This is a genomic window from Ruegeria sp. C8, from assembly GCF_056537565.1.
Genome location: NZ_JBQFRV010000014.1, coordinates 76,218 through 94,183, shown reverse-complemented (window position 1 = coordinate 94,183; position 17,966 = coordinate 76,218). Strand labels below are relative to the sequence as shown.

Below are 17,966 nucleotides of genomic sequence, written 5' to 3'. Positions count from 1 at the left end.
GATGCACAAGATTTTAGCTGTTTGGGCGATTCCTCGCTCCACCTCAACCGCGTTTGAATGGATGATGCGCCAGCGCGGTGATCTGGATTGCCTTCATGAACCTTTTGGTGAGGCCTGGTACCAAGGTGAAGACCCGATGTGGCCGCGTTTCAAAGAGGGTGAAGTCACGACCCCCGGCCTGACCTTGGAAAGCGTGTGGGAAGACATCAAAGTTCGTGCCGAAAAAGGTCCGGTCTTCATCAAGGATTTCCCGCACTACATCAACCACATGTGGGATCCAGAATTCCTGTCGCATTTCACCCATGCGTTCCTGATCCGCGACCCCGCCAAGACGATTTCCTCAATGTATAACAAGTGGCCGGACTTTGATGAGCTTGAGGTCGGTTTTCCCGAGCAGCGCGCGCTGTTTGACTTATTGACTGCGTTGAATGGCGGCAAGTCACCCCCGGTTATCGACAGTGATGACCTTCTTGAAGACCCCAAACACGTCACCGCAGCGTTCTGTGCTTCTGTCGGTATCCCCTTCATCGAAGACGCGTTGACCTGGAAAGCTGGGGGAGACCCATCCGAGCATAGCTGGTGGGACGGTGGGTCTTTCCATGCGAACCTAGCCCAGTCTACCGGTCTGCAACCCCAGAAACGAAGGTATATCGAAGTGGCCGACGCGCCAGAACGCGTGCGCCGAGTGCACCGCAGGATGAAGCCTCACTATGATCATCTGTACAAACACCGCATCCGCGTGTCGAATACTGTCTGAGAAAATGCAAAATAGAACAAACAGGTCGAAACAGCAGTGGCTCGACGCCCCGCTAGGGGAGCGCACTGTGGTCCGCTTCCTGAACACAATGTACGGTATGCCTCGACGGAAACAGCTACAGGTTGAGTTCGCTGAAATTCTGCCTGGTGGCGGCTGGCGAGGCAGATGTTAATCCCCAGTATAATCCGACCTTGGAACGGGACACCATTGCAAGCCACGTGGTCTTGGCTTCAGTAGGTGGCCGCGTCACCAATCCGTGTAAAGGCCGTATCGCTTTTCGGGAGGATGTCCAACGAAATAGCGCCTTCATCACTTGGTGCAATTGGACCATTCTTAACCAGTAGATAAAATTCGAACATATGACCGCAACGGGTACCAACGCGTGTTTCGAATGGATTGTAACTGATGGGCTACGCATCGGGTGCGGGCATTGTGCTTCGCTCCTTGGTTCTGAAAAGGTGAGCATAATCAAGGATGAAAACCGTGAGCCAAGGCCCAACATTCAGTCTATGTCAGACAAGGCTGATGTTGATCTCGTTTGTGCCCGATCAAGCAATGTCGCATTTCCTGTTCGACAACGGGATTGACCGGAACCAAGTTTCCTCTCTGCGCTACCGCGGGCGCGGTTACCCGGGACCCACCACGATTGAAACGATGGATGGGACGCGGCGGGATTTTCACTATCTCGATATTTGGGGAGAAGACAAAAGTTGCTGGTCGCTGCCACCTCGCTGCAAGATCTGTCCGGATGGCATCGGTGAAGTTGCCGACATCGCGGCGGCAGACACTTGGCCGGACGGTACGCCAGACCGAGAGGCCTCTGCCACAGACCCGGGCACCAATTCGATCACGACACATAGGCGGCGTAGGGCCGAGTTGCTGGAGGCTGCGACTGCTGCCGGGTTTCTTGAGGATGGCGAGCCGGTCGATTTTGAATTCATGAACAACACCCAACCCCACCAGGTTGTCAAAAAGTGGAATATGCGCGTCCGCTTTGATGGATTGCATTGTGCCGGGCGCTTGGTTCCAGAAACTTTTGGACTTCGTCTGGAGGCGCTTAATCGTGAGAACTCGGCTATTCGGAACCGGGAACAAGAACAGGGAGCATTTGCACGCGCTTAAGAACAACGAACACTACGCCTGAAGGGCCGGCAAGTGCCCAAGGCATAACCAACTAGGGAGACTACAATGAAAATGAAACTACTCGCGGCCAGCGCTGCGGTCGCGCTTGGTGTTGCCGGTTCGGCGCAAGCAGATTGCGGCGAAATTTCAATTACCGAGATGGACTGGGGCTCTGCGATCATTGTAACGCAGGTCAGCAAGTTCCTGCTGGAACAGGGTTACGGCTGTTCCGCGACGATTGTCCCATCGGCGACGACGCCCGCGCTGGCATCGGTTGCGGAAACCGGTGAGCCGGACATTCTAACCGAGCTGTGGACCAACGGTGCCCCGGCCTATCCTGGCTTGATCGAAAGCGGCGCCATCATCGAACGGGCTAAGGTGCTGTCGGATGGCGGGATCGAGGCCTGGTGGATTCCCACTTATCTTGCCGAGGCGCATCCAGAATTGACGACGATGGAAGGCATTTTGGCCAATCCCGATTTGGTGGGCGGTCGGTTCCATAATTGCCCGGTAGGCTGGACCTGTCAGCGGGTCAGCTCGAACATGGCAAAGGCGGCTGGTCTTGCGGATGCGGGGATCGAGGATTTCATCCACGGCTCGGGCGAGACGCTGGCGGCCTCTATCTCCTCGGCCTATGACGCCAAAGAGCCGTGGTTCGGCTATTACTGGGCGCCGACCTCAATCCTGGGCCGCTACCCGATGGTGCAGGTTGATGTAGGCCCGCACGTGCCGGAAGCGCACGAGTGTAACAGCCAGGAAGAATGCGCCGAACCAGTGCTGGGGGCCTTCCCTTCGAGCGACGTGACCACGGTTGTGACCAACACTTTTGCGGAGTCGCATCCTGACGAGACGGCGCTTATGGAAAACGTCCAATTCACAAACGAATTCATGAACGGTCTGTTGGCTTGGCAGGAAGAGAACAACGCCTCGGGCGAAGAGGCTGCGGTGTATTTCCTGACCAACTTCCAGGACACTTGGAGTGAATGGCTGAACGATGACGCTCGCGGGAAACTGTCGGCGCTACTGAAATAACAAAAAATTCGCAAAAAGGCCCGGGCGTCCCAATTCGTCGCCCGGGTTGGCAGGGAAAGGGATTACATGGCTTTTTATGACCGCATGTTCGATGCGTTGGGACTTCGGGAATGGTGTGACGCATCAGGCAGCGGCGCCAATCTATCAATGGCGGACCTGTTGGCACAGACCAACGCAACAAACGGCGAGAATGGCCCGGCCTTTCCTTTCCCCTCGCTGGATGCACTGAACGAGGCCTGCCCGAGCATCCCGCAATCGCGGGATTTTGTCTCGGCGGTCGAGGACGGGTCCTAGCGACCAAAGACGCGCTGAAATTCGTGCTGGACCCGCTGACGCAGCCGCTATCCTGGATGCTAGAGTGGGCGCTGATTGCAGTGGATGCGGTGCCGTGGTGGATCATGCTGCCAGCGCTGTTCGTGTTAACTTGGTATGTGTCGCGCTCTGCCATCGTGACCGGGTTCGTGATCTTTGTCTTCTGTTTCCTGGGCCTGATCGACCATCTGGAGCCCGCAATGCAGACGCTCTCCATTGTGCTGGCCTGTACCGGGCTCTGTATCCTTTTAGGTGTGCCCATAGGGATCGCCATGGCGAAATCCGACAGTTTCCAACGCATGATCCTGCAGGTGCTAAACCTTTTGCAGACGCTGCCGACTTTCGTTTATCTGATCCCGCTTATCTTCTTGTTCAGCGTCACCGAGCCGAAGCAATATGGCATCGCCATCATCGTTTATGCCATCGTTCCGATGATCCGACTGACCGATCTGGGCATCCGGCTGGTTGACAAGGATGTGGTCGAAGCGGCCAACGCTTTTGGTATGTCGCCGAGACAGAAACTGTGGGGAGTAGAGCTGCCGCTGGCGCTGCCCAACATCATGGCAGGTGTCAACCAGACCATCATGATGAGCCTTGCAATGGTTGTGATTGCCTCGCTGGTTTCTGCGCCCGGATTGGGTGTTCTGGTTCTGCGCGGCATCCGAAATCTGGAATTGGGCGTTGGTTTGATCGCCGGTCTGGGCATTGTGCTGCTCGCCATTGTGCTCGACCGCGTATCCAAAGCAGCCTTGGCGCGCGTCTCTGCCGCGCAGAAACACTAAGAAGGGGCGAGATATGAACGCTGAACCAAAAATCTCGATCCGCAACCTCTACAAAATCTTCGGCTCGCATCCCGATCGCGCGATGGAACATGTGCGGCAGGGCATGGGCAAGACTGACTTGCTTGAGAAAGAGGCCCATGTGCTGGGCCTGCAGGACATCAATGTCGACATGCAGGCGGGTGAGATCACGGTGATAATGGGTCTTTCGGGGTCGGGTAAATCGACGCTTATCCGGCACCTGAACCGGTTGATCGAACCCACTGCCGGAGAGGTCTGGGTCAATGGCAAGAACGTGTTGGAGTATGACACTCTGAAGCTGCGCGACATGCGACTGAACACCATGTCGATGGTGTTCCAGAAGTTTGCGCTGCTGCCACATAAGACCGTGGCCGAGAACGCTGGCATGGCTCTGGCGGTGCGTGGAAACAGCAAAGACGAGATCGTCGCAGCGGGCAGGAAATGGCTCGCCCGAGTGGGTCTTGCTGGCTACGAGGATCATTTTCCGCACCAGTTGTCCGGTGGCATGCAGCAACGGGTGGGCATCGCCCGAGCGCTGGCCTCGGATTCCGAGATCATGCTGATGGACGAGGCGTTCTCTGCGCTCGATCCGCTGATCCGCACCGACATGCAAGACTTGCTGCTTGAGTTGCAAAAGGATCTGCACAAGACGATCATATTCATCACCCACGACCTAGACGAGGCGCTCAAACTGGCCGACCACCTGGTGATCCTCAAGGATGGCTACGTGGTGCAACAGGGTGAGCCGCAAAATATCCTGCTGAACCCGAACGACCCTTACATCGAGGACTTCGTCAGCGACATCAACCGCGCCCGCGTGCTGCGCGTGCGTTCAGTTATGGACAAGGACGGTACCCATGAGGGCGAGTTTGATGGGGATGTGGATGTTAATGACAATCTCGAACACCTGATCTCGATATCGGGCGGTGACACCTACAAAACCTACCGGGTCATGAGCGGCAGTGAACAGGTCGGCGTTCTCAACATGAAAGACCTCGTCAAGGCCCTCGTACCAGCTCATGTCGAACAAAGGACCGTCATGTAATCGCGGTCTACTACAAAGCCATTGGCATTCTAATAGACCGCCAATTCTAAGGCGGTTACTACCGCTCTTTGTACTGGAAGATAGGTCATAAATGCTTCGCGAATAACTAAGAACAGCCACTTGTGCAGCCGCAGTAGAAACTTGCTTTGCCCGCAAGTCGGACGGCGGTGTCGAAAAACTCGCTGCGGTTGGGACGAACGGCAGCTTTTGCTTCTGCGTTGCGGCTATCGGCTTCAACCGTGGTGTTGCTGCAGCTTCGAAGGTCAGGGCTGTGTCACTTCCGCATCGGGCTCGTAGCCGCCGTTCGCTGCAATCTGCGCAAACGACCGCGACGCGGACAAAGCCGACTTCTGAAGAACGTGGTCTAGTGACCGCTCTTTCGAAGCTTCGATTGAGGCACACGGCTTAAATCGACATGAGCCATTTCTTGAAAATCCTTACTGTGACTCGTTCTTGATCACCCGGACGACAGACGAAGTAGAGTGCGCGATCCAATGGAACACGGGTTTCATCCAGACGGATCAACCGACCAAGTTCCAAGTCCCTAGCTGCCAAAAGACGTCTCGCCAACGCCACGCCTTGCCCGTCAATCGCGGCCTCCAACAAAACAGCACTGTCGACGTACTTGATGCTCTGCGCGTTGATACGATCAGGGCTCAAACCAACTTGTGTTGCCCAACTTTCCCATCCGACGTTATGGGCGTCGTGCAAAAGTGGAAGACTGGCCACGTCCTCGGCGCGCATTGGCAGCCGGGTTTGATCAACAAGAGACGGCGCAGCCACGACAATCAGTTCCTCTTGCCGGACTTGCTCATGATATAGCCCGTCCCAGCCGGGTTCGCCAAAGCGCAAAGCGACATCAACTTCGGATACATCGAAATCCGCAAATACATCATTCGTGTCCAGCAACAATGAAATACCAGGATGTTCTTGTTGAAACGAGTTGAGTAGCGGCACAAACCACTTGAGCGCAAGCGATGTGGACAAAGACACTGTAATCGACTGGCGGTGATGAAGTCGTTTCACCTCCATCACGCCCAGCTGCAATGTCGAAAACGCCCCGCGAGTTGATTGATGCAGGCGTTCCCCGGCCTCGGTCAGTTCAACACCATTTGGTCGGCGGTGAAAGAGCGTCACACCAAGATGCAGTTCCAGCAACTTGATTTGTCGACTGATCGCCCCGTGGGTGACGTTCAAAACATCCGCTGCTCTGCTCAGGCTGGAGTGGGTAGCGGTCTCGTCAAATGCCTGAAGGGCGCGAAGGTGTCTGAGGTTCTCCATGATGTGAGGAAACCTAACAGAAATGTTCAATTAACTCGATAGGATTACCTAATTCCAAGAGGGTACACTGCTATCAAAGCAATAATTCTCACATACTATACATCTGAAGAAAGGGGATACCATGCCCGATACCAAAGTCGCGCTGATGACAGGCACAGGACAAGGTATTGGCCGGGGTTGCGCCATTGAAATGGCAAACGCGGGCTACAAAGTTTCGCTAATGTCCCCGTCAAACCGGTCTGTTGAACTGGCGGAAGAGCTTGGGGGCATTGGTCGTCGTGGCTCTGTTTTAGACGTCGACGATCTCCGAAAGATGATCGACGACACCATGAGCAAATATGGAAGGATCGATGCAATCGTCAGCAATATGGGCCACGGCGGTGCGGTGCCAGAAGCGATAAAGACGGTAGGGTTTGATCCCGACTTTGACGGGCCGCTTTTGGAACTCAGCGACGCGTTGTGGCACGAAAGTCTGGATATGTACGTACTGAACGTCGTCAAGATCGCCCGCATTGTCACGCCCATATTGATCGAACAGGGCGGGGGCGCATTCGTAAACATTTCGTCCATGAACACAATCGAGCCGCGTGCGCCCTATCCCATGAGCATGCTGCGTGGCGCTCTGCACAGTTTCTCAAAGCTTTATGGGGATCGCTACGCACGGCATAATATACGCATGAACAACCTGCTGCCCGGGTTCTGCGAAAACGTAAATCTTTCCGAACAGGCCCGTCGGGAAATCCCAGCTCAGCGGCCGGCAACATTCGAAGAAATCGGGCAAGCCTGCGTATTTCTTGCCAGCGATGGAGCCCGGTACATTAACGGTCAGAGCATTCTATCCGATGGCGGGATGAACCGCGCGGTACGATAGCAAAGAGGTGCTAAAATGATTGTTACGGAACTCAAAGATATCCTTGGCACAGATCGGGACGTTTCCGGGCCCGGTTGGAATAGCAGAAGACTGCTTCTCGCGTCGGATGGGATGGGGTTCTCGCTGACTGATACGATCATTAAAAAAGGCGCAGTGCTGGAGCTGAAATATACCCATCATTTGGAAGCGTGTTACTGCATCGAGGGCAAGGGGCAGATCAGAGCGTTTGAAGATGAAACCTGGCATTTCCTTGAACCATTTTCCCTCTATGCCTTGGATCAACACGACCGACATTTAGTGCGTGCAACAGAGTTTGACCTTCGGCTTGTCTGCGTATTCAATCCACCGCTCAGCGGGCGCGAAGTACACCGCGAAGACGGAAGTTATGCTCCAATTGTATCTGTATGAGCACGGTGATATGTTGCGCAAACCGGCCGTTCGAGAAGAGCGCAGCCTCTGGAAATTTAGGCTCTCTGAGGACCATCTAAACACGGTGAGAATGACAAATCACTGAGATCAGATCTGTCATCAAAATCGGTGAAGCTTCTTTGCGACCTGGTAGGTATTGGCGTAAGCCGTGACGGACGCCTCAATGGGGTCGGCATAGCCGCCGCCGATTGCCATCGAGACCGGGATGCCCCGGCCTTTGCAGGCGTTCAGTACCGCCTGATCGCGTTGGATAAGGCCATCATGGGTCAGCGCAAGCCGCCCTAGCTTGTCTTCTGCCAGCGGATCAACGCCTGCCTGGTATAGAATGAGGTCGGGACGAAATTCAAACACAGCCGGCAAGTGATCGGCTAAGGCGCGAAGGTAGTCCTTGTCGCCGGTGCCATCCGGCAGGGCAACATCGAGATCCGCTGGAAACTTGCGGAACGGAAAATTCTTTTCCCCGTGCATCGAAAAGACGAAGACCGATGGGTTGTCGGCGAAAATGGCGGCGCTACCGTCACCCTGGTGGACATCAAGATCGATGATTGCGACCCTTTCGACCATGCCAGCCGCAAGCAGGTGGAGCGCCGCGACAGCCTGATCGTTGTAGACGCAATAGCCAGATCCAAACGTAGGATGAGCATGGTGAGTGCCGCCAGCAAGCTGTCCCGAGATACCGTACTCCTGAGCGGTCTCAGCAGCAGCAATTGCGCCACCGGCCGTGGCGCGAACCCGCCTCACAAGTTCCCGGCTCCACGGGAAGCCAATCCGTTTCATGGCCTTTTCCTCCAGTTCCCCGTTTTCAAACTGCGCGACAAAACCGGCGGCGTGCGCACGCAATACCGCTTCATCGCTAGCTGGCAAAGATTTTGCGATCTGTGCCTCCTGAAGAATACCGTCTTTCAGCAGTAGCGTGTGAAGCATTTTGTACTTGCCCTTCGGAAACCGATGTCCGGAAGGCAGACTAGGGGAAAATCTGTGAGGAGAGTAAAATCTCATGGCTTAGGTGAAGAAAAACTCAGGCAATTCGCCAAAGCATAGCCGACCTCCTAACTGGTCTGCAACTTCGGCCGCTGATAGCATTGCGTTTCAAGTGGTGCGTGAATGTAAGGGAAAGCCACAGTTGATATCTAATGCGAATGTCTGCTTTGTGGTTCACTCGCAGTGGACGCGCAATCCTACGTTTTGTTGTCGCTAGATGGGGCGAGTTCGCGTTAGTTGGAATGCATTCAACTATGCGATGTTTCGACTTCGTAGGCCTCGATCATCTCGTGGCCTGTTCGAAAAAAGAACTTCTTCGAGACAAGATTGGCTATTCCATAGCGTTCGAGTTCTGCCTCTATCGATGGTTCGGCAAAGAGAAACACGACCTTAATGTCACGATCGTGGAGTGTTTGAATAGTTGATTTCAAAACGCTCCCGGCAGTGTAATCGATGTCGTCAATTGCAGAAGCGTCGATACAGAACCAGTGGGTCTTTTCTTCGATCGCGGCGATGACATCGACAACCTCATTCGCAAATCGCTGCGCGTTCGCATAGTACATCCCGTGTGAAAAGCGGTAAACAATGAGCCCAGGTTCGAATTGCTCGGGTTTGTCGAGTGGTCGTGCCAGCCATTCCCCGTCTGGCATTTTAGTGATGATGGAATTCTTGGGCCGGTATCCTTTACGCGTATGATCGATCAGCGAAAGAACCATCGCAAAAATGATGCCTTGTTCGACTCCGGTGGCCACGACCACCGCGGCCGTGCCCATTGCAATCCCGAACTCAGTAGGCGCTTGAACGAAGATTTCTCGCAATCCGCGCAGGTCTATCAGCTTCAGACCAATCAGGAATACGACGGCGGACAGCACTGCCTCAGGCAAGAACGCAAGAGGCTGTGTAAGGAACAAGAGAACAAACAACACGACCAGCGCCGTAGTCAATTGGGCTATCTGGCTTTGACCTCCGGCACCGGCAACCATCTCGGTCTTGGTAGGGCTTCCATTGACGACAAAAGTCGCGCTGAATGCCGCGCCAATATTGGCAATACCAAGCCCGACAAGATCGGTATCTTCGCTGAACTTTTCCCCGTAGCGCGCAGCATAGGCGCGAGATGTCGCAGCACTCTGCGCCAGGATGACGACGAGTATCGCAAGCGCTGTAGGGAGCAGCTGTTTGAATGTCGTCCAGTTCCAGTCAACCTGCGGGATCGAGAGTGAAGGCAAACCGCTCGGCACGGGGCCAAGCAAGGCAATCCCGTTTCTTTCGAAATCAAAATACCAACTTAGTCCGATGATCCCGATGACAGCAATCAATGGCCCAGGCACCTTTGGGGACAGGCGTTTCGCTCCGATCACAATGACCAAAACTGCGGTTGCAATCAAAAATGTCGCCCAACTGATCTGACTGATGTTCTGATAAGCGCTTGAGAGTTTCTGGATCGTGCCATGACCGCTCGTTTCAATGCCTAAGATCCCAGGTAACTCGCCTAAGGCGACCTGAATACCAACACCGGTCAGAAAGCCGACCAGAACCGTTCTGGACAGGAAATCGGCCAGAAACCCCAGACCGACGACTCTGGCCGCGATCAAGAGAATACCTGCCATCAGCGCCAAAAGCGAAGCAAGCGCTATGTATTCAGACGAACCACCTACAGCCATGCCAGCCAAGGCTGATGCAGTGATGGCAGCGGTCGCCGAGTCTGCACCAACCACAAGGTGGCGTGAAGATCCGAATATCGCGAAAAGCGTCATCGGAATCATAATCGTATACAGCCCGGTAATGACCGGTGTTCCTGCAATTTTCGTATAGCCCATGACCTCGGGTATCGCGAGGCACGCGAAGGTCACTCCGGCAAGGATTTCGGCCGGAAGCTTGGCTGGAACAATAGGCAGAACTCCCTGCAGAACCGGAAGGGATGATCCGTGAGAATGGGACGTTTTGTCAGACATTCAATTGTTGCACTTTCGGGTTAGCCCCCACGTGGCGGCAGAAGCTATTTCTCGTGATAGCACTGGCGTTTTTCGGATGCATGGAACTTTTTGAAGATTTCATCGAATTTGCAACGTCCGGTTTCTGCGCATTGCTGCAATTGGGGCATCGCGCGGCATTGGGGAAAGTGGGCTCGATTCGGTCATGCGATGATATTTTGTAAGTGTCTCCTATGCGCTCGGAGCTGGTAACAGACAGATTGGACTGAACGGCTGCCAGCCTATTTTAGAGAAAAAAGGGAATTTCGTATGCACAGATGGATTTACATTGGGTTCGCGTTGCTGGTTTCAGCGTGCAACCCACCTCCCAAGGCTCCATTGGTCACTAACGCGAACGGTCAGACTGCCATCCAAATCAACACAAGCGGGCTGACAGGCTACGAGTCGACCTGTTAAGAGATCACAAGAGGCAGCGTTCGCGCGATTGGACACAAGAGAGCGCGCATCCCAAAAGGTATCGATGCCAGCAGCTGAACCGTCACCCCAGACGAGTTCAAGCGGATGCGCCAATCAGCGATTCTGGCGGGCGGACCCGGTTCTGGCAATCGGTAAATGAAGGAGAGGCCGGTATATGTTCAACGATGATGTCCAGGCACGATGCCCTGAATGCGGATCGCCGGATACGTTGATTACGGGTGAGAAAGCTGCCTGCAATGCATGTGGGTACGAGGAGCCATTTCTGCTCGGTGAGGAGGTGCGCAACGGAGCGGAAGAGGTCGTGATCAACGCGCAGAAAATGGCACGGGCGAGAGACGTTCTGCAGCGATGGGATTTCGCTGGGTAGGTGGGTGGCTGAAGAGGCCAGATATTCGGAAAATTGAAAGCTTGCTGCGCGGGCCTCTCAGAGTCGCAACATGGGCCACGTTTTTCCGAAGGCGAGAAAACCGTTACCCCCCTTTAAATAGGCGTAGAGAGAATCCGGAAGGGTTCTGATTAGGTTTCTCTGCAGCGACTTGCTCGGCAGGGCCCACGCGCTTTATTCTGCGCGCGCTGCGCTGTAATCCTCGTCTGACACATGCTCCATCCAATCAGCAGTCTTGCCCTCGACAGACGTCTGCACAGCCAGATGGGTCATCGCACAGTCTGGCGCCGCGCCGTGCCAATGCCGCTCTCCTGGCGCAAACCACACCGTATCGCCAGGGCGCAACACCTGCACTGACTGCCCCTCAGCTCCAGCTAGGCCCGAGCCCGACAAGACATGCAGCGTTTGACCGGCGGGGTGCGTGTGCCACGCCGTCCGTGCTCCGGGCTCAAAAGTCACAGTAAGGATCTTGACCGGCGAGGGATCATTCCCTGTAACAACGGGATCAAAGCGGACTGTACCGGTGAAATACTCATTGCCGGGAAATTGAGAGGGCCGGTCCCCCGCGCGGTGAATTTTCATGATGTGCTCCTTCGTTGCGCTGCTCCTGGGGACATAGCAGAGTTCCAATTTCAAACCCAGATGCACGCCGGGTCGGCGCGGCCATCTGGGCACCATTGTCGAATGCCCAGATTGCGACTGTAACCGGTCAGCGGATTGCACAAGACCTGCGTCTGAGTTGCGGACTTTTCTGCCGTTCGCTGGGCTTTTGCCAAGGTCTGCTTTTCCAATCGCGGAAGCAGATGCCCGTTACTCAGGGTACAACAGTTCGACTAATAACCACTCAGGCGTGCCATGAACTCTTAGCCTGAGGGTACCAGCTGGCCCACAATAGCCGCGTAATCCTGTATTGGAAAAAACAAATTTGTCGGCAACAAAAGGCTGGGCGTATTCATGAAGAAGCCTCATTTCGGGATTGAAAAGTGAGAACCGAATGGCGTTCTCCCCCACCCAAGAGAGGTCGAGCTGATCAACCAGCGACGAAGGGCTATCTTTCGGTAGCTGTGTTGGGTCAGAGTAGGGTGTGTTTATGCACACAAACCGGACATCATTCCGGAAAGCGGCCGCCAACGGCATGGGTATATCCTTCTCACGGAAGTTTTGAAGCTCTGCCCAGTTCCAGGGAAGGCTTTGTCTTTGAACCGTGATCCAAAGTCCAATGAGGACGAGCGCGATGACAAGCGCAAGCATGATGGTTTTGAAGGCGGCTGACGTTAGCATGATCGTAGTTTAGCGGTGGTGGGTAAAGCCAACATCAAAAACAGAGCTGGACGGCTGACGGGACATTGCTGCCCTTGACAGGAAGAGCCCGAATGTCGGCTAGCTGCGGTCTCTCTAGGCTGGGCGTATTCCATTCAATGGCGGATATCTGCTTTTCTGACCTTTCTCGATTTTGCAGATGACAAAGCTCCGTCGCTGCTGGTAGCTGTCTAAAGGTGTGCGCATCACAAATTGGAGAACCGTCAATGAACTGCGCAGGTTGGCTCATTGACTGAGAATGGGCACTGGCACCCCAAGATTTTTCCGGTCACGCAATTGCTCATACGGAGTTGAGAATGTCAGGTTTCGCGCAGACAACCCCATCGGCTCTTGGTAACGCGAACGCACCTTGGGTGTTGGACGGAAGAGCGGTCGCCGAAAACCTCGGCGTGAACCCTGAGACGGGATTGAATCCGGACGAGGTGGCCAAGCGGCTTTCAACACACGGTCCAAACCGCTTGGAAGAAACTGCAACAGTGCCGCCCTGGAAGATGCTCCTGCGGCAATTCGCAAGCCCGCTGCTGATCATCCTGATAGCAGGTGCTCTTGTCTCGGCCTATACAGGGCATTGGGTTGATGCGATTGCGATATTCGCGATCGCCGTCTTCAACGCCTTCATCTCCTTCTGGCAGGAATACAAGGCCGAGCAGTCTTTGGCAGCCCTGCGGGAGATGTCTGCACCGCAGGCCTTCGTGCGCCGCGGCGGCGAGATCGTCGAAGTACCGGCGGCGGATCTCGTGCCGGGCGATATTCTGCGAGTAAAAGCCGGTGACATTCTGGCCGCCGACATTCGCTTTGTCACCGCCAGCCGGATGCAGGTCGACGAGGCCGCGTTGACGGGAGAATCCGAACCGGTCGACAAACATGCCGATCCGATCGAGGACGAAGACGTCGTTCTGGCCGATCGTCTGAATATGGGCTTCATGAGCACGCAGGTCACTGGCGGCGCTGGTGAAGGCATTGTCGTGGGCACCGGAATGGAGACCGAGGTCGGTCACATCGCTGCCCTCATGTCCTCTGCGAAAGAGCCAAAGACCCCGCTGCAACTCAAGATCGAGGGCCTTTCCAAGGTGCTGATCATGGCGGCCCTGATCGTGGTCGCCATCGTGATCGGCATTGGCGTGGTCAATGGAATGGATGCGGCTGAGATGCTGAACACGGCAATCTCGCTGTCGGTCGCGGCGATCCCGGAGGGCCTGCCGACAGTAGTCACCATCGTTCTGACGCTGGGATCGCAAAACATGGCTGCCAGCAACGCCTTGGCGCGACGGCTTTCCTCTGTAGAAACGCTCGGCGCGACCTCGGTGATCTGTTCAGACAAGACCGGCACGCTCACGCAGAACCAAATGCAGGTGATGCAATGCTGGGCCGGTGGCAAGGACTGGGAAGTGACCGGCGAGGGGTTCGATCCGCATGGCGAGTTCCGTTCCGAAGACGGTAGCGTGGCTGAGATCGAGGCCGAAACGGATCTTCGGCAGATGCTGGCCGTCTCCGCCTATTGCAACGATGCGCGTATGATCGAGGCTGACGGGCGCCCGGCGATCCAGAGCAACCCGACTGAGGGCGCTCTGGTCGTGGCCTCGGCCAAGGTCGGGATTTCCCGCGAGAAGTTGACAGAAGCGCGAGTCGAGGCGCTTCGGCAATTCCCCTTCGATTCAACGCGCAAGATGATGTCTGTCTTCGCTCGATTGCCGGATGGGCGCACTGTGCTCGGCGCCAAGGGGGCGCCTGATGTGATCCTGTCAAGGGCGAGCCATGTCCGCATGGCCGGGGAAACGCTTGAGATCTCCCCGGCCTTGCGGGAAGAGATCGAGGCGGTGATCGACAGTTTCGGCGAGAAGGCGCTCCGGACCCTCGCCGTGGCTTATCGGGAGGTGGCAGAAGAGGATCTGGACCATGCCGATCCCGAGCAGCGGATCGTACTGCTTGGCATTCACGGCATCATGGACCCGCCGCGCAGCGAAGTACCCATCGCCGTTTCGGAGGCAACTGGGGCCGGCATCCGAACGGTGATGATCACCGGCGACCACGCCGTGACCGCCCAAGCGATTGCGGAACAGATCGGCATTCGCACCAGCGACGCGCAGACGGTTCATACCGGGGTCGAGCTCGACCAGATGAGCGATCAGGATTTGAAAGAGATGGTGCAGCACGCGGCCGTCTTTGCCCGGGTGACCCCGGAGCACAAGCTGCGCATCGTCAATGCCATGCAGGAGAATGGCGAGGTGGCGGCAATGACCGGGGATGGCGTCAACGACGCGCCCGCTCTGCGAGCGGCGGATATTGGTGTCGCCATGGGCATCACCGGCACGCAGGTCGCCAAGGACAGCGCTGCCCTCGTGCTGCTCGATGACAATTTCTCCACCATCGTGACGGCAGTCCGCGAAGGCCGGCGCATCTTCGACAATCTGTTGAAATTCATTCGGCAGGCGCTCACCGCCAACGTGGCCGAGGTCTCAACGATCCTGTTCGCCTTCCTACTGATGGGGGCAGACCCGCTCCTGCCGATCACACCGCTGATGATCCTCTGGGTGAATCTTGTATCGGATGGGCTACCGGCTCTGACACTCGGCTTCGAGAAAGCGGAACCCGACCTGATGCAGCGCCCACCGCGCCCGCGCGACGATAATCTGTTCGGTGGCGGAATGAAAGAGCGGATCCTGATCCGGGGAACGCTGCTCGGCCTGCTGACCTTTTATGTCTTCCAGGAGTTTCTCGAACGAGGCGCCTCCTTGGAACACGCCCAGACAGCAGCGTTCATGACACTGATCTTTGCCCAGATCTGGCATATTTTCGACGCCCGAACGACCTCTACGCTCTACCGCAAGTCGCCGCTCGGCAACCGCACCTTGCTTGGACCGGTGAGCATTTCCTTATTGCTGTCTCTTCTCGCCATTTATACCGGCGCTGGACATTTCGTGCTTGGAACAGTTTCACTGCCTCTGTCGCATTTGCTCGGAGTGTTCTTCATCGCCGCACTGCCCACGCTTCTGTTGTCTGCGCTGAAGGAAATGTTCGGACTGAAATGGCTCTGAAACTACCTTTGCTTAGAAAGGCACTGAAGGTGCTAGAATGGACATCCTGAAGCACCCATTCGGTGTCAACTTCTTGGCAGTGGATCTGCATCGTGCCTGGCCAGCATTCCGCCCACAAGAATTTCAGAGGAAGTTAAATTTTATGGCCTGATAGCCCATACGCACGATCTATTGACGCGCAGCGTGCAGCGTCTTCCCGCGCTTCCCATAGAGAGCATCATAATGAACAAGGCCTATTCTTCGAGCCTAGTGAAACTGTGTTTCCCCCGCCTCCAGCGATACGGTCGTACCTTTTTCGCCAAGAACGGCGGCGGGAACATCGGCGAGCGCGCAAATAATCGCGCGCCCGCCCGAGGATCGCACAAAGTCCTGGGCGGCCTGCACCTTGGGACCCATTGATCCAGCGGGGAAGTCGTATTCATCCAACGCGTCGGGCGTGATGCACCGAATGCCTTTTTGGTCAGGCGTTCCCCAGTTCAGGAACACAGCTTCTGCATCTGTAGCGATGACAAAGAAATCTGCGCCAAGGTTCTGCGCCAGAAGGCACGAGGCGAAATCCTTGTCGATGACGGCTTCGACCCCGACCAGTTTCCGTTCAGCTCCTGCCTCGTACATCGTCGGGATGCCACCTCCGCCAGCAGCGATCACAGTCGCGCCCTTTTCCAGGATCCAACGGATCGGTTCGACCTGAAAGATACGTTTCGGGCGGGGCGAGGGCACCACGCGCCGCCAGTACTCGCCATCCGGTTTCACCGTCCAGCCCTTGTCAGCCGCCTCTTTCTTGGCGTCCGCTTCGGAATAAACCTGCCCGATGAACTTGGTCGGATTGTCAAAGGCCGGGTCGCTCGGGTCTACCTCGATCATGGTCAGCAGGGTGGCGATGTGATGCTCGAAGGGCAGGATGTTGCCAAGCTCCTGCTCGATCATGTAGCCGATCATCCCCATCGTCTCGCCCACTAGCACGTCCAGTGGGTATTCCTCGACATCGGTGTACATGATCTCTTGCAGGGCCAGCATTCCGACCTGCGGACCGTTCCCGTGGGTGATGACGGTTTCATGCGCTTCGCACAGCGGTGCGAGGGCTTCGGCGGCAATCTTCGCGTTCTTGCGCTGATTGTCCGCCGTCATTTCCTCGCCCCGTTTAAGAAGCGCGTTGCCGCCGAGTGCTACAACAACGCGTCCCATGGATCAGCTCCCCAGTGTGGCGACGAGGATCGCCTTGATGGTGTGCATCCGGTTTTCTGCTTGCTCGAACGCAATGTTCATATCGCTTTCGAAGACTTCTTCGGTCACTTCCATTTCGGTGATGCCGAACTGTTCGTGAATGTCCTGACCAACTTTAGTCTCCAGATTGTGGAAGGCTGGCAGACAGTGCATGAACTTGACGCTCGGGTTGCCCGTTTTCTTCATCAGATCCATGTTTACCTGATATGGGCTCAGCAGTTTGATGCGCTCTGCCCAAACCTCTTTTGGCTCACCCATCGATACCCAGACGTCGGTATGAATGAAGTCCGCGCCTTCGACAGCAGACGTATCGTCCGTGATGGTCACACGTGCGCCCGTTTTTTCGGCCCGCTCCATCGCCAATTCTCGCACATCGTCATGGGGCTGGGTTTCTTTCGGAGAAATCATCCGAACGTCGCAGCCCATGATCGCGCCCAGCATCAAAAGCGAATTGCCCATGTTCGATCGGCAGTCACCCGAATAGGCGTAGACAATGTCCTTGCGGGGCTTATCGGCATGCTCAATCATGGTCTGCATATCGGCCAGCATCTGTGTTGGATGCCAATCGTCCGTCAGGCCGTTATAGACCGGGACGCCGGCATAGTCTGACAGTGTCTCGACCATGTCCTGTCCCGCACCGCGGAATTCAATCCCGTCGAACATACGTCCCAAAACGCGCGCCGTGTCTTTCATCGACTCCTTGTGCCCGATCTGCGAGCCCGATGGATCGAGATACGTAATGTTCGCGCCCTGATCGTATGCGGCCACTTCAAAGGCGCAACGGGTACGTGTCGAGGTCTTCTCGAAGATCAGACAGATGTTCTTGCCGGTCAGCGACGGCTGCTCGGCGCGGGCGTATTTGGCGCGCTTCAGGTCGCGGGCCAGATCCAGCAGATACAGCATTTCACGCTGGCTGAAATCGGCGATTTTCAGATAGCTACGGCCTTTGAGATTGAATGCCATT

Annotated in this window: 15 protein-coding genes and 2 pseudogenes; 10 read left to right on the top strand and 7 right to left on the bottom strand. The window is 55.8% G+C overall.

Going from position 1 to position 17,966, the window contains the following annotated elements; genetic code table 11:
* Window position 1 precedes the first annotated feature (1 nt).
* The 6 genes and pseudogenes from ACR0KL_RS17485 to ACR0KL_RS17460 all read left to right on the top strand — a co-directional run bounded on the left by ACR0KL_RS17485 (window position 2) and on the right by ACR0KL_RS17460 (window position 5,068).
* Window positions 2-757 (top strand): sulfotransferase-like domain-containing protein, encoded by a 756-nt coding sequence (locus tag ACR0KL_RS17485; protein ID WP_170640551.1) that lies wholly within the window; start codon window positions 2-4, stop codon window positions 755-757.
* A 125-nt stretch (window positions 758-882) separates the two neighbouring features.
* Window positions 883-1,005 (top strand): annotated as a pseudogene (locus ACR0KL_RS17480) (3'(2'),5'-bisphosphate nucleotidase CysQ); the annotation flags it as partial.
* A 277-nt stretch (window positions 1,006-1,282) separates the two neighbouring features.
* Window positions 1,283-1,879 (top strand): Coenzyme F420 hydrogenase/dehydrogenase, beta subunit C-terminal domain, encoded by a 597-nt coding sequence (locus ACR0KL_RS17475; protein ID WP_480777327.1) that lies wholly within the window; start codon window positions 1,283-1,285, stop codon window positions 1,877-1,879.
* Window positions 1,880-1,945: 66 nt separating this feature from the next.
* Entirely contained in the window at window positions 1,946-2,911 is a 966-nt protein-coding gene (locus ACR0KL_RS17470) for an ABC transporter substrate-binding protein (RefSeq protein WP_480777326.1), read from the top strand.
* A gap of 66 nt (window positions 2,912-2,977) precedes the next feature.
* Window positions 2,978-4,005: pseudogene (locus ACR0KL_RS17465) on the top strand (ABC transporter permease).
* A 13-nt stretch (window positions 4,006-4,018) separates the two neighbouring features.
* Window positions 4,019-5,068: an ATP-binding cassette domain-containing protein gene (locus ACR0KL_RS17460; protein WP_170676854.1), complete on the top strand. Its 1,050-nt coding sequence runs from the start codon at window positions 4,019-4,021 to the stop codon at window positions 5,066-5,068.
* Between the two features lie 405 nt (window positions 5,069-5,473).
* Here ACR0KL_RS17460 and ACR0KL_RS17455 read toward each other — a convergent pair whose 3' ends face one another.
* Window positions 5,474-6,349: a LysR substrate-binding domain-containing protein gene (locus ACR0KL_RS17455; protein ID WP_480777325.1), complete on the bottom strand. Its 876-nt coding sequence runs from the start codon at window positions 6,347-6,349 to the stop codon at window positions 5,474-5,476.
* A 121-nt stretch (window positions 6,350-6,470) separates the two neighbouring features.
* Here ACR0KL_RS17455 and ACR0KL_RS17450 point away from each other — a divergent pair, with 121 nt between their 5' ends.
* Both ACR0KL_RS17450 and ACR0KL_RS17445 read left to right on the top strand, forming a co-directional pair.
* Window positions 6,471-7,220 carry an SDR family oxidoreductase gene (locus ACR0KL_RS17450; protein WP_170555720.1) on the top strand — a complete coding sequence of 250 codons (750 nt, stop codon included), beginning with the start codon at window positions 6,471-6,473 and terminating at the stop codon, window positions 7,218-7,220.
* Window positions 7,221-7,235: 15 nt separating this feature from the next.
* Window positions 7,236-7,628, top strand: a complete 393-nt coding sequence (locus tag ACR0KL_RS17445) for an ectoine synthase (RefSeq protein WP_170676852.1) — start codon at window positions 7,236-7,238, stop codon at window positions 7,626-7,628.
* 120 nt (window positions 7,629-7,748) lie between these two features.
* On the opposite strand, the gene ACR0KL_RS17440 is transcribed toward ACR0KL_RS17445, so the two are convergent.
* Window positions 7,749-8,648, bottom strand: a complete 900-nt coding sequence (locus tag ACR0KL_RS17440; protein WP_170676850.1) for a histone deacetylase family protein — start codon at window positions 8,646-8,648, stop codon at window positions 7,749-7,751.
* A gap of 230 nt (window positions 8,649-8,878) precedes the next feature.
* Window positions 8,879-10,582 (bottom strand): SulP family inorganic anion transporter, encoded by a 1,704-nt coding sequence (locus tag ACR0KL_RS17435; protein ID WP_170676847.1) that lies wholly within the window; start codon window positions 10,580-10,582, stop codon window positions 8,879-8,881.
* Window positions 10,583-11,192: 610 nt separating this feature from the next.
* Between ACR0KL_RS17435 and ACR0KL_RS17430 the strand changes: the two genes are divergently transcribed.
* A complete protein-coding gene (locus tag ACR0KL_RS17430) occupies window positions 11,193-11,405 on the top strand; it encodes a eukaryotic translation initiation factor eIF-2-beta/eIF-5 family protein (protein WP_170555724.1) in 213 nt (70 codons plus the stop codon).
* A 192-nt stretch (window positions 11,406-11,597) separates the two neighbouring features.
* Here the strand turns inward: ACR0KL_RS17430 and ACR0KL_RS17425 are convergent, their stop codons facing one another.
* Window positions 11,598-12,005 (bottom strand): (R)-mandelonitrile lyase, encoded by a 408-nt coding sequence (locus ACR0KL_RS17425; protein WP_170555725.1) that lies wholly within the window; start codon window positions 12,003-12,005, stop codon window positions 11,598-11,600.
* Window positions 12,006-12,233: 228 nt separating this feature from the next.
* The gene (locus tag ACR0KL_RS17420) at window positions 12,234-12,704 is read right to left on the bottom strand and encodes a hypothetical protein (protein WP_170676846.1); all 471 of its coding nucleotides are present in this window, start codon (window positions 12,702-12,704) and stop codon (window positions 12,234-12,236) included.
* 335 nt (window positions 12,705-13,039) lie between these two features.
* Here ACR0KL_RS17420 and ACR0KL_RS17415 point away from each other — a divergent pair, with 335 nt between their 5' ends.
* On the top strand, window positions 13,040-15,778 hold the full coding sequence (locus ACR0KL_RS17415; protein WP_480777324.1) for a cation-translocating P-type ATPase: 2,739 nt from the start codon (window positions 13,040-13,042) through the stop codon (window positions 15,776-15,778).
* A 246-nt stretch (window positions 15,779-16,024) separates the two neighbouring features.
* On the opposite strand, the gene arcC is transcribed toward ACR0KL_RS17415, so the two are convergent.
* Both arcC and argF read right to left on the bottom strand, forming a co-directional pair.
* Complete coding sequence (gene arcC, locus ACR0KL_RS17410) at window positions 16,025-16,963, bottom strand: carbamate kinase (protein WP_170676843.1); 939 nt, start codon at window positions 16,961-16,963, stop codon at window positions 16,025-16,027.
* 3 nt (window positions 16,964-16,966) lie between these two features.
* Window positions 16,967-17,965, bottom strand: a complete 999-nt coding sequence (argF, locus tag ACR0KL_RS17405) for an ornithine carbamoyltransferase (protein ID WP_170640571.1) — start codon at window positions 17,963-17,965, stop codon at window positions 16,967-16,969.
* Window position 17,966 lies beyond the last annotated feature (1 nt).